The organism is Mesorhizobium sp. M2A.F.Ca.ET.067.02.1.1 (assembly GCF_004023285.1).
Classification (GTDB): Bacteria; Pseudomonadota; Alphaproteobacteria; order Rhizobiales; family Rhizobiaceae; genus Mesorhizobium.
The window spans coordinates 1-11437 of record NZ_RZSB01000110.1; the positions used below are offsets into that span (position 1 = coordinate 1).

Here is an 11437-nt window from a genome sequence, read left to right on the forward strand (position 1 = left end):
CGCCAAGCCCTGGCTGCCGGTGCCTGGCAGGCACCTGTCGCAGGCCGTCAACGTGCAGCAGGGCGACGCAAGCTCGCTGCTCGAGCATTACCGCCGCTTCCTCGCCTTCCGGCGCCAGCATCCGGCGCTGGGCAAGGGCGATATCGACTTCATCGAAAGCGATGGCGATACCGTCGCCTTCACGCGCCGCGAGGGCAATGAGCGGATCGTCTGCGCCTTCAACCTCGGCAGCAAGCCCGCCGAGGTCGATCTCGGCCAAGGCTCGCTGAAGCCCTTGCCCGGACATGGCTTTTCGGGACAGACTGGCAGCGGGCCGGTCCGCCTCGGCGGATACGGCGCCTGGTTCGGGCGCATCGACTGAACTTGCAGATAGAGATCAACGGAAGGAGAGAACCATGGCCGATGTCACGCTCAACCAGGTGAGGAAATCATACGGCAACCTCAATATTCTCCACGGCATCGACCTCGACATCAAATCGGGCGAGTTCATCGTCTTCGTCGGACCGTCGGGATGCGGCAAGTCGACCTTGCTGCGGTCGATCGCCGGGCTCGAGGAGATCACCGGGGGCGAACTGAAGATCGACGGCGAGGTGGTGAATGACGTGCCACCGTCGAAGCGGGGCATCGCCATGGTGTTCCAGTCCTATGCGCTCTATCCGCACATGACCGTCTACGACAACATGGCCTTCTCGATGAAGATCGGCAAGGAAAGCAAGGCCGAGATCGACAAGCGGGTGCGGCAGGCGGCGGAAATCCTGCAGCTCACCAAATATCTCGATCGCCTGCCCAAGGCGATGTCGGGCGGCCAGCGCCAACGCGTCGCCATTGGCCGCGCCATCGTGCGCAACCCGAAAGTGTTCCTGTTCGACGAGCCGCTGTCGAACCTCGACGCCGCATTGCGCGTCGCCACCCGCATCGAGATTGCCAAGCTCAAGGAATCGATGCCGAACACCACCATGATCTATGTGACGCACGACCAGGTCGAGGCGATGACGCTGGCGGACCGCATCGTGGTGCTGAAAGACGGGGTCGTCGAGCAGGTCGGCACGCCGATGGAACTCTACAAGCGCCCCGGCAATCTGTTCGTCGCCCAGTTCATCGGCTCGCCGGCGATGAACATATTGCCGGCAAAGATCGAGAAGGCCGGCAATCCGACCGTGGTCAGCCATGTCGGCGACCGCAAGGCGACGGTACCGATCGCGACGCCTGCCTCGGCGAATGGCGCGGCGGTGAGCTTCGGCGTGCGGCCGGAGGATCTCGCGATCGCCACCGGTTCCGATTACCTGTTCGAGGGCAAGGTCGACTATATCGAGCAGCTCGGCGAGGTTCAGCTCGTCTATATCGATATCGGCCGCGCAGACCTGCCCCTGGTCGCCAAGCTGCCGGGCAATGTCGAGGTCAAGCGCGGTGAGACACTGCGGCTCAACGCAAGCGCCGGCGATCTGCATATTTTCGACGCCGACGGCCATTCCTTCACGCTGCATCGCGAAGAAGCGAAGGCGGCCTGAGCGCAGAGCCGCTGCGGCAAAGAAAAAGCGGCGGGCCTCGGCCCGCCGCTCCTATTTCAAATCACGGTCGGCTGTTAACGATTGCCGAAGTGGTCGCGGTCGCTGCCCTGCTGCGGAGCTGACTTCTGCCCGTCGCGCGACGAATTCAGCAGCTTGTAGACCGGCGAGTCGTTGCCGATCGACGAGGTGCGGGTCGTATCCACGGCGGGAGCCGGCTGGTTGACGCCGCTGTTGCCGTAATTGTCGCTGCCCGCAAAAGCAGCCGAGGAAACGGCCATGAGAGCCGCGGTGGCAAGAATGATCTTTTTCATCTCAGTACTCCTGAATTTCCTGATCCGACCGAGGCGACGGGCAAACCCGTCGCCGTTCGAAGTCGGCTGTTAGTTGTTACCGAAAAGGTTGCGGTCGGCGCCCGTGGTGACAGGCTTCTGTTCAGTCGGTTCGGACTTGCGGACCGAGGCCGTGTAAGAAGAGTCGACCGTGGCGGCCGGCGGGTTGGCAGCCTGCGCGTTGTAATTGTCGCTACCGGCAAAGGCGCTGCCGGAAATTGCCAGAAGGGCGGCGGCAGTGAGAACAATCTTTTTCATTTTTGCTACTCCAGTATCTTTATTCAGTCCGTCTAGCGGCGTGTCTTGGGAATGAAATCGCGTCGTTCGGACAGCGCTGATTTGGGTGAGCCGATCGCCGGATTCCAATCACGAAGTTTTTTCGTCTGGACTATGAATCCGCATCTTGAAGTTTTCATAAGCATGCCTATGACCATATTTTTATCGAATTTAATCAATGACTTATGTGAGTTCGGCAGTTGGCTCACCAAGTGTGTCGGAGCGCCAACGTTCACAACGTTCTGCACGCACCGTCAACAGAAACGAACCGTTCGGTTCGATTTTAGAATCTGCTAATAGTCACTTTTTGATACTGTTAACCATCGGAGCCCTCGCGAATCTCGTTCAGGGAGCGCCTCCGGAGCCGGAGGGCGTGGCGAAAGAGACGAGGCTCAGCACCATGAATACGCCGCCCATTGTCGCGCCGTATGGATGCGATGTCGTTTTCATGCCGACGGGAAACCGGCCGTCGTGGTTAGATCAGGCCATCTCAGGTGCCGCTTCGTCGCGATGAGGCGGAGAATTGGGAAGCCGGTCGAAATCCGGCGCTGCCCCCGCAACGGTGGTGGAGTGAGGTCGCAACGGGAGACCACTGGGCCATGGGCCTGGGAAGGTGTTGCGACCGCCCGCGAGGGCAACTCCAAAGCCCGGAAACCAGCCAGAGACATTTTGAACTCGACTGATCGCGGTGGGCGGTCAAGAGGCGGACGGCGCGTGCCCGGCCCTGCCGGTGGCGGTCGTTCTTCTCCATCACCACCAGTTCAGTCCTTGATGCGAGGACAGGACATGGATGCGCGCAACGACATGCTGAGGCTCCTGCAGAGCCGCAAGCAGGGCTACTCGCTTGAGCAGCCCTTCTACACCGATCCCGATTATTTCAAGCTCGATATGGAGCTGATCTGGCATCGTGACTGGTTGTTCATCGGCCATGATTGCGAGCTGCCGAAACCAGGCAGCTACATCACCGTTCAGATCGGCGATTATCCGGTGGTGCTGGTCCGCGACCAGAAGGGAAGGATCAACGCTTTCCACAACTCCTGCCGGCATCGCGGCAGCCGCGTGTGCAACACCGACAAGGGCACCGCCGCCAAGCTGGTCTGTCCCTACCATCAGTGGACTTACGAGCTCGACGGGCGGCTGCTATTTGCCCGCCAGATGGCGGAAGGGTTCGACAAAAGCCAGTTCGGCCTGAAGCCGGTCGCCTGCGAGAGCGTCGGCGGCTACATCTTCATCTGCCTGGCAAAGGAGCCCGCCGACTTCGCGCCGATGCGCGCCATGATCGAACCCTATCTCCTGCCGCACCGGCTGAGCGAGGCGAAGGTCGCATTCGAATCGACGATCGTCGAAAAGGGTAACTGGAAGCTCGTCTGGGAAAACAACCGCGAGTGCTATCATTGCGCCGGCAACCATCCAGAACTGTGCAAGACTTTCCCGGAAGCGCCGACGGTGACAGGTGTGCAAGGCGCCGACAGCGATCCGGAAATGCTTGCGCACTGGGCGAAATGCGAGGCGGCGGGTCTGCCGAGCCGGTTCCGGATCGATCCGGCCGGGCAATACCGCGCAACGCGCGCGCCGCTGCTGCGCGACGCCGTCAGCTACACGATGAGCGGCAAGCGCGCCGTGACGAAAAACCTGTCCGCCGGGGTCGCCGCCGACCGCATCGGCACGTTGATGCACTACCATTACCCGACCACGTGGAACCACATCCTCATCGATCACGCCGTCACCTTCCGCGTGCTGCCGATCAGCGCCACCGAGACCGCGGTGACGACGAAATGGCTGGTCCACAAGGACGCAGTGGAAGGCGTCGACTACGATCTGGCAGAGCTCACCCATGTCTGGACCGAGACCAACGATCAGGACCGCCGCATCGTCGAGGAAAACGCGCTCGGCATCCTGTCACCGGCTTACGAGCCTGGTCCCTATTCCGAGTTGCATGAGGGCGGTGTCATCCAGTTCGTCGAGTGGTACGCCTCCTTCATCGGTCCGCGCCTTGCCGAAGGCGGTCGCCCGGCGTTGCGCAGCGTCGCCTGAAGGCTAAGGAGATGAACGCGATGACGGATCTCGGCCTCTATCGCCATCTCGACGAGATGGCGCCCTGGAACGACAGGCTGCAGGTGCTGGAAGTGATCGGCGTCAGCGACGAGGCGCCGCAGGTGAAGACGTTCACATTCCGCTCCGACAATCAGACCTGGTTCCGCTACAAACCCGGGCAGTTCGTGACGCTGGAATTGCCGACGGCCGACGGGCCGCTGATGCGGACCTACACGCTGTCGTCCTCGCCGTCGCGGCCGTTCTCGATCGCGGTGACGGTGAAAGCGCGAGCCGACAGCGTCGGCACGCGCTGGATGTTCGACAATCTGAAGCCCGGCGTCCATGTGAAGGCCTATGGGCCGACCGGCGATTTCTCGCTGCACAGCCATCCGGCGGCCAAATATCTGTTCATTTCGGCCGGTTCCGGCGTCACGCCGATGATGTCGATGCTGCGCTGGCTGAACGACTGCGCGCCCTGGACCGATGTCGGTTTCGTCAATTGCGCGCGGCGGCCGGAAGAGATCATCTTCCGCAAGGAGCTCGAACTGCTCGGCAGCCGCATGCCCGGCCTGTCGCTCGGCTTCATGATCGAGGAGCGGTCGAGCCGCGAGGGCTGGTTCGGCCATATGGGCCGCATCGACGCGATCCGGCTGCCGCTTCTGGCACCCGATTTCCGCGAGCGGGAAATCTTCTGCTGCGGGCCCGACCCCTTCATGCGCGCCGTGCGCCAGATGCTGGAGGCCGCCGGCTTCGACATGAGCCGCTACCATCAGGAGAGCTTCGCGGCGCCGGCCGTGGAAGAAGTCCCGGCGCCGTTCGCGATGCCGGCCGGCGACGAAGCCAAGCCGCTCGCCGAGGCGGTGACGCCGGTCCGCTTTTCGCTTTCAAACGTCGGTGCGGAATGCGTCCCCGGACAGACCGTGCTGCAGACGGCGCGCGCTTCGGGCGTCAGGATCCCGGCGGCCTGCGAGTTCGGTCTCTGCGGCACCTGCAAGGTGAAAAAGGTCTCCGGCGAGGTTTCGATGAGCCACAATGGCGGCATTCTCGATCACGAGATCGATGACGGCTATATCCTGGCCTGCTGTTCGAGGCCGTTGTCGGCGCTGGACATCGAGGCCTGAAGGCTTGTCGGTCGAGGCAAGGGCCGTTGCGGGAACACCCTCGCCGGCCGCTGTCCTGCCGAACAGAAGTTCAGTGCCCGGAGGCGTCTCGTGGCGAAGGCTCGCCGAGCAATCGGCGCGCCGGATCAGGATGATTTTCCGTTGAATCGCCATCCTGATCCAGCTCTTTGTTGGAGCATGATCTCTTCCGAAAACCGGTTCCCACTTTCCGGGATCATGCTCTTTGTTGAAGCATGATCCCTCCCGAAAACCGGCACCCACTTTTCGGGATCATGATCTAAACCCCGTAGCGCTCGGTGCGGATGATCCCCGCCGGAACGCCGGCGCCGATCAAGGCGTCGGCGGCGGCCGAGACGAACGCATTCGAGCCGCAGACATAGGCGAGCCTTGGCGTCTTGGGCAGGCGCTCGACGGCCTGCGCCATCATGCGGGCGTCGACGCGCCGGGAATAATCGGAGGGCCGCCTCGCCGGTTCGCGGGTCAGCGTCAAAACCAGGTCGAATCCGTCGCGACGGTCGTCGAGGCCGATCAGCTCGTCGCGGAAGATTACCTCGTCCCAGACCCGCGCCGAAAACACCAGCGCGACGGGCACCGCCGTGTTGCGCAGCGTGCGATGACGCACCATCGCCATCAGCGGCACAACGCCCGAGCCGCCGCCGACCAGAAGGATCGGCCCGCCGTCGCTCTCCTCCCAGATGAAATGGCCGCCCAGCGGCCCGCGCAGCTCGATCTCGTCGCCGACGGCGGCCACGTCGTGAAAGAAGGGCGAGACCTCGCCGTCGTCCAGCCGCTCGATCGCCAGCTCGACGCCGCCGCCTGCTTCTGGCGCCGAGGCGATGGAATAGGAGCGGCGCGCCTGGTAGCCGTCCGGGGCCGTCAGCCTGATGTCGACATGCTGTCCGGCAAGGTGAGCGAAAGGCCGCGACGGCTGGAACCAGAAGCTGGTGACGCGCGGCGTGCGCTTTTCGATGCGGGTGATCGTGGCTGCCTGCCAGGGCGATTGCGGCGACGGCTCGGCGCTCATCGATTGCTGCTCACGCGTCGCCCCTCACGGGTCGCTGGAATAGCGCTGCTCGCGCCAGGGGTCGCCATACATGTGATAGCCGCGAAGCTCCCAGAAGCCCGGTTCGTCGCGCTCGGTGAACTGCAGCCCGTTCACCCATTTGGCCGACTTCCAGAAATAGAGGTGCGGCACCAATAGCCGTGCCGGCCCGCCATGATCCGGCGTGATCGGCTTGCCTTCATAGAGCAGCGCCACCATCGCCTTGCCGGTGACGAGGTCCTTGGTCGGCACATTGGTGGAATAGCCGTCAAAGGACAGCGCCAGCGTGTAGGCGGTCGGCGGCTCGATGCCGGCGTCGGCGAGGATGTCGTCGATCATGACGCCCTGCCAGGGCGTGTTGAATTTTGTCCAGGCCGTCACGCAATGGATGTCGCGCGTCATCTTGCTTTGCGGCAGCGCGTTGAACTCCGCCCAGTTCCATTTCTTGATTGGCTTCGGCCCCTGCTTGAGGGTGAAAGACCAATCCTCCGTGCGCACGCGCGGCGTCGGCCCGGCCGAAAGCACGGGAAAACCCTGCTCCAGATACTGGCCGGGCGGAATGCGCGCATCGGTGTCGGAAGGGGGACGCCGTCCGGAAAAGAAGCCGCGCGTGACCATCAAGACATCCCTCGTGCCGGATTTGATCGACTGCAGGGAGTGTTCTCGAATACGCCTCGGGGGGCAACAGAAATCTTGAGGCAGAGCCCGCCGAAGATACCGGCAGGCCCTGCCGAAGCGCTTCTCAGCCGGCGGCGAAAGGCACGGCGACGAAGATCTGCGCGTCACCGCGATCGATCAGCAGGAGAACCGACTTCCTGCCGGACTTGCCGGCCTCGGCGATCGCCTGATTGGCCTGCCTGGCCGTCTTCACCGGCGTCTGGTCGACACCGACGATGACGTCGCCCGGCTGGATGCCGGCGGCCGAAGCCGCCTTGTCCGGATTGACCCGCTCGACCACCGCGCCGCGCTGGTTGCCGGCAAGGTTGAGCTGGTCGCGGATATCGGGCGTGAGGTCGGTCAGGCCGAGGCCGAGCGATGGAACGCGCAAGCCCTGTTCGGCCGACGGGCCGCGGCCTTCATTGCCGCTCGACGCCGTCTTCTGATCTTCGGCGTTGCGGCCGACATCGGCGGAGATCTGCATCGCCTTGCCCTTGCGCCAGATGTTGACGGTCTCCTTCGCACCAGGCGACACGTCGGCGACGGCGCGCGACAGGTCCTTGGGATCCTTGATCTCCTGACCGCCGAAGCCGGTGATGACATCGCCGGTTTCAATGCCGGCCTTGGCCGCCGGCGATCCGTCGGTGACCTGGGAAACCAGCGCGCCACCGGGATGGTCGAGGCCGATGGCACTGGCTACATCAGGCGTGACCGGCTGGATCTGCACGCCGAGATAGCCGTATTCGATGTCGCCGCCCTTCATCAGCTTGGCGACGACCTTCTCAGCCTGATCCGACGGGATGGCGAAGCCGACGCCGACGCTGCCGCCATTGGGCGAATAGATGGCGGTGTTGATGCCGATGACATTGCCGTTGACGTCGACCAGCGGGCCGCCGGAATTGCCGTGGTTGATCGGCGCATCGATCTGGATGAAGTCGTCGAACGGCCCGCTGTGCAGGTCGCGGCCGCGCGCCGAGACGATGCCGGCGGTGACGGTGGTGCCGATGCCGAACGGATTGCCGATCGCCAGCACCTGGTCGCCGGTCATCAGCTTGCTGGAATCGCCCCATTTGACGGTCGGCAGCGGCTTGTCGGCCTTGATCTTGAGCACTGCGAGATCGTTCTTGGCGTCATGGCCGACGAGCTTGGCTGGAAGCTCGGTGCCGTCGTCGAGCGTCACCTTGATTGAGCTTGCGCCATCGATGACGTGATTGTTGGTCACGATGGTGCCGTCGGCGCCGACGATGAAGCCGGAGCCGAGCGCCTCGGCCCGCTGCCCCTGCTGCTGCGGCGGCGTGCGCGGCATCGGCATGTCCTGGTCACCGAAGAACTGCTGGAAGAACTGGTCGAATGGCACATTGCCGCCAAGGGGCGAACCGTCATCACCCACCTGTGGCTGCGCCTTCATGATCGAGGTGATCGTGACGACCGCCGGCTTGGTGACGGCGATTACCGGGGCGAAAGAGCCGTTGGGGGCCGTGATGCCGGCGACCGGGGTCTGGGTCGTAGCGGCCACCGTGCTCAGGCCGGAATTGTTCTGGGCAAAGGAGACGACGACGGGAGAAATGATCAGCGCGGCGCCCAGCAGGGCGGCGACGCGATGTCTGCGAAGAATGCTTGATGGTGACATGGTCGTTCTGTCCGGGCGAGAGTTGATCCGGCGTCGCGGGCGCTCCCACGGAAGCGTCCGTCAACGTGCCGATGGCCGGATCTGCCTGTCTCGCCGTGCATGGCAGCCGGCCGTCTCGACAGACAAGCATCTAGGTCGCCGAATGGCCTGAATTAGGGTTTTGCGGTGACCTTACAAAGATTTAATTCAGGAAGCGCTCACGAACCGCTGCCGCCGGCGCAGATAAGAGGAGGCAATTTCGTGCATTCTGGCGCGATCGAAACTCGGGCCGTGGCCGCCATGGCCGATGCGGATCGGCAGGTCGAGCAGGCGCTGCATGGTGCGGCAATAGGCCGTGCGGTCGGAATCCGGCAGGTCGTCGATCAGCATGCCGTCATAGATCGCGTCGCCTGCAAAGAAGAGGCCGTCGATCTCGTCGAAGAGCGCGATGGAATCGGGCGAGTGTCCGGGCAGATGCAGCACACGGAACTTCCGGTCGCCGAGATCGACGACATCGCCCTCGTCGAGCGCGCGGTTCAGCGGCGCGGAAGGAATGCGATAGTCGGCCGCCTTCCAGTCCGGTGCCGGCAGTTTCGAGACGGCGCCGTCGAGATTGTGGAACATGTAGGCGTAGGTGACGGTATCATCCATGCCGTCGAACTTAGCCGCGCTGACCTTCGGTCCCATCCTGAGAGGAAATTCGTGCAGCGAGCCGACATGGTCGAGATGGATGTGCGTGGCAACGACGATGAGCGGCTTGCCGGGCGGCGTGTCGACCTCAGGCGCCAGCGGACGGATGCCCATGCCGGTGTCGACCAGAAGGTCCGCATCGCGGCCTTTCAAATGCCAGATATTGGCGCGCACGAAATCATGCACGAAGGGCTCGGTCAACACCGTCGTGCCGGCATCGACTGTCGCCTTGCCGAACCAGTCGCCGACCTCAAGCTCGGGCATCGGACCGCCCATCAGACGAACGGCTTCCCTACCTTGTACTTTTCCGGCACGAGACGCTTCAGATAGGCCATGCCCGCGTCTGAAAGCTGGTTGGCGTCCGGCTGCATGAAATCGTCGGGCATATGGCGGGTCTTGCCGGCCACCGCCTTCAGCGGCACCTTTTTCAGCACGGTCTTCGACCCATCATACTGGATCGCAACCGAGCCGCCACCTTCCCCGGCGACGGCGACCGCGAAGGCGCCGGCGTCGAAAGCCTCCTGGGCGTCGACGGCGCTGATGGCGCCGACATAGCCGCGCGGCATGTAGCCTAAAGCATCGACGCGTGCGCGCTTGCCGGGCAGGCCTTCGGCCAGGGCTCGTTCGAGCGCCGCCGGCAGGTCGCTGCCCGACAGCTTGACGTTGCCGTGCTGATCGCGCTCAAGCTTCTCCGGCGGCACCAGGCTTTCGACCAGCGCCTTGCCGTCGGCGGTGCTGACGCCTTCCGAGACGGCGACGATGCAGCGCTTGTGGCGGTCCAGCTTCTCGCGCACTTCATCGATGAAGCGCTTCGCCGAGAAGGCGCGCTCCGGCACGTAGACCAGATGCGGGCCGCTGTCGGGATCGAGCTGCCAGGCGGCCGCTGCGGCGGTGAGGAAGCCCGCATGCCGGCCCATGACGATGCCTACATAGATGCCGGGCAAGGCGCGGAAATCGAGGTCGACGGAGAGAAAGGCGCCTGCGACGAACTCGGCCGCCGAGATGAAGCCCGGCGTGTGGTCGTTCTCCTCAAGGTCGTTGTCGATGGTCTTCGGCGCATGCACGAAGGCGATCGAGCCGCCGGCGGCATCGGTCAGGATCTGCTGCGTGCCCGAGGTGTCGTTGCCGCCGATATAGATGAAGGCGTCGGCGCCGACCTTCTTCAGGCCGTTGAGGATGACCTCGCAATAGGCGGCGTCCGGCTTGTCGCGGGTCGAGCCAAGGGCGGCGCTTGGCGTGCCGGCGATCAGCCGCAGCCGATCCTCGGGGATGGCGGAGAGATCGACATAGTTGCCGTCGCGGATGCCGCGCACACCATGGATCGAGCCCAGCACCCTGGCGCCGGGATGACGCTTGCGGATTTCCAGCGTGGCGCCGACGACCGTCTGGTTGATGACGGCGGTCGGGCCGCCGCCCTGCGCGATGACGAAGGTTCCAGCCATGCTCGTTCTCTCCCGAAGTTTTCAGGGCACCTTCGCCTGTCTTGCGGCATCGCGCAACGGAAGAGTGGGCCGACGGACCCGATCAGACCACGACGACCGGGTTCTTCTTGGAGACGCGGCTGTAGAGGTCGATGATGTCCTGGTTGATCAGGCGCACGCAGCCCGACGACACCGACTTGCCGATCGACCACCATTCGGGCGATCCGTGCAGGCGGTAGAGCGTGTCCTGGTTGCCCTGGAAGAGATAGAGCGCACGCGCCCCGAGCGGGTTCTTCAGGCCGCCTGGCATGCCGCCATTCTTGGCGCTGTATTGCGTCAGCTCCGGCTGGCGCGCCACCATCTCGTCCGGCGGCGTCCATTTCGGCCATTTCTGCTTCCACTGCACGACCGCGTCGCCCGACCATTCGAAGCCGGCGCGGCCGAGGCCGACGCCGTAGCGGATCGCCTGGCCGCCCTCGCGCACCAGATAGAGGAAGTGGGTCAAAACCATTGTCCGACATCGCGCCATACATCGTCTCATAGTCGCCGAGCGGCGGCTCGACAGGGGCCTGAGGCGGCGTCTGGATGGGTGCTGGGCCTTGGTCGCTGGTCGTGGTGCAGGCGGCGAGCTGCCAGAGCTGCTTCAGCGCGGCGGCGTGGCCATCGTCGATGGCGCCGGGCAACTGGCCGTAGCGCTGCGCGACAGTGTCGACCAGGCGCATGGCCGCCTCGTTCTGCGGCGTCAGATGC

12 protein-coding genes, 1 pseudogene and 1 riboswitch are annotated in these 11437 nt (G+C 64.1%); of the genes and pseudogenes, 5 read left to right on the forward strand and 8 right to left on the reverse strand.

All coding sequences use genetic code 11. The features are described from left to right. Positions 1 to 361, forward strand: a 361-nt coding sequence (locus EOA28_RS11200; RefSeq protein ID WP_128314893.1) for a DUF3459 domain-containing protein, incomplete at its 5' end; no start/stop codon positions are given. A 34-nt stretch (positions 362 to 395) separates the two neighbouring features. Continuing rightward, entirely contained in the window at positions 396 to 1508 is a 1113-nt protein-coding gene (gene ugpC / locus EOA28_RS11205; protein WP_127252610.1) for a sn-glycerol-3-phosphate ABC transporter ATP-binding protein UgpC, read from the forward strand. A 74-nt stretch (positions 1509 to 1582) separates the two neighbouring features. On the opposite strand, the gene EOA28_RS11210 is transcribed toward ugpC, so the two are convergent. Both EOA28_RS11210 and EOA28_RS11215 read right to left on the reverse strand, forming a co-directional pair. Continuing rightward, positions 1583 to 1819 carry a DUF680 domain-containing protein gene (locus tag EOA28_RS11210; RefSeq protein WP_127252611.1) on the reverse strand — a complete coding sequence of 79 codons (237 nt, stop codon included), beginning with the start codon at positions 1817 to 1819 and terminating at the stop codon, positions 1583 to 1585. Between the two features lie 69 nt (positions 1820 to 1888). Continuing rightward, positions 1889 to 2095, reverse strand: coding sequence for a DUF680 domain-containing protein (locus EOA28_RS11215; protein WP_127386201.1), 207 nt, complete (start codon positions 2093 to 2095; stop codon positions 1889 to 1891). A 493-nt stretch (positions 2096 to 2588) separates the two neighbouring features. Continuing rightward, positions 2589 to 2791, forward strand: a riboswitch (cobalamin riboswitch). A gap of 108 nt (positions 2792 to 2899) precedes the next feature. On the opposite strand from EOA28_RS11215, the gene EOA28_RS11220 reads away from it, so the two are divergent. From EOA28_RS11220 to EOA28_RS38780, 3 genes are all read left to right on the forward strand, one after another. Further along, a complete protein-coding gene (locus tag EOA28_RS11220; RefSeq protein WP_127251762.1) occupies positions 2900 to 4147 on the forward strand; it encodes an aromatic ring-hydroxylating dioxygenase subunit alpha in 1248 nt (415 codons plus the stop codon). 20 nt (positions 4148 to 4167) lie between these two features. Further along, positions 4168 to 5268, forward strand: a complete 1101-nt coding sequence (locus EOA28_RS11225; RefSeq protein ID WP_127251764.1) for a hybrid-cluster NAD(P)-dependent oxidoreductase — start codon at positions 4168 to 4170, stop codon at positions 5266 to 5268. A gap of 90 nt (positions 5269 to 5358) precedes the next feature. Further along, positions 5359 to 5505, forward strand: coding sequence for a hypothetical protein (locus EOA28_RS38780; protein ID WP_189342010.1), 147 nt, complete (start codon positions 5359 to 5361; stop codon positions 5503 to 5505). Between the two features lie 40 nt (positions 5506 to 5545). Here the strand turns inward: EOA28_RS38780 and EOA28_RS11230 are convergent, their stop codons facing one another. The 6 genes and pseudogenes from EOA28_RS11230 to EOA28_RS11255 all read right to left on the reverse strand — a co-directional run. Beyond that, positions 5546 to 6292 carry a ferredoxin reductase gene (locus tag EOA28_RS11230; RefSeq protein ID WP_126079927.1) on the reverse strand — a complete coding sequence of 249 codons (747 nt, stop codon included), beginning with the start codon at positions 6290 to 6292 and terminating at the stop codon, positions 5546 to 5548. Positions 6293 to 6316: 24 nt separating this feature from the next. Further along, positions 6317 to 6928, reverse strand: coding sequence for a sulfite oxidase-like oxidoreductase (locus tag EOA28_RS11235; RefSeq protein WP_042637400.1), 612 nt, complete (start codon positions 6926 to 6928; stop codon positions 6317 to 6319). 124 nt (positions 6929 to 7052) lie between these two features. Continuing rightward, positions 7053 to 8597 (reverse strand): DegQ family serine endoprotease, encoded by a 1545-nt coding sequence (locus tag EOA28_RS11240; RefSeq protein ID WP_127251761.1) that lies wholly within the window; start codon positions 8595 to 8597, stop codon positions 7053 to 7055. Between the two features lie 186 nt (positions 8598 to 8783). Continuing rightward, the gene (locus EOA28_RS11245) at positions 8784 to 9530 is read right to left on the reverse strand and encodes an MBL fold metallo-hydrolase (RefSeq protein WP_127251760.1); all 747 of its coding nucleotides are present in this window, start codon (positions 9528 to 9530) and stop codon (positions 8784 to 8786) included. 11 nt (positions 9531 to 9541) lie between these two features. Beyond that, positions 9542 to 10708, reverse strand: a complete 1167-nt coding sequence (locus tag EOA28_RS11250) for a diphosphate--fructose-6-phosphate 1-phosphotransferase (protein WP_127251759.1) — start codon at positions 10706 to 10708, stop codon at positions 9542 to 9544. An 82-nt stretch (positions 10709 to 10790) separates the two neighbouring features. Beyond that, positions 10791 to 11286: pseudogene (locus EOA28_RS11255) on the reverse strand (L,D-transpeptidase); the annotation flags it as partial. Positions 11287 to 11437: the final 151 nt, after the last annotated feature.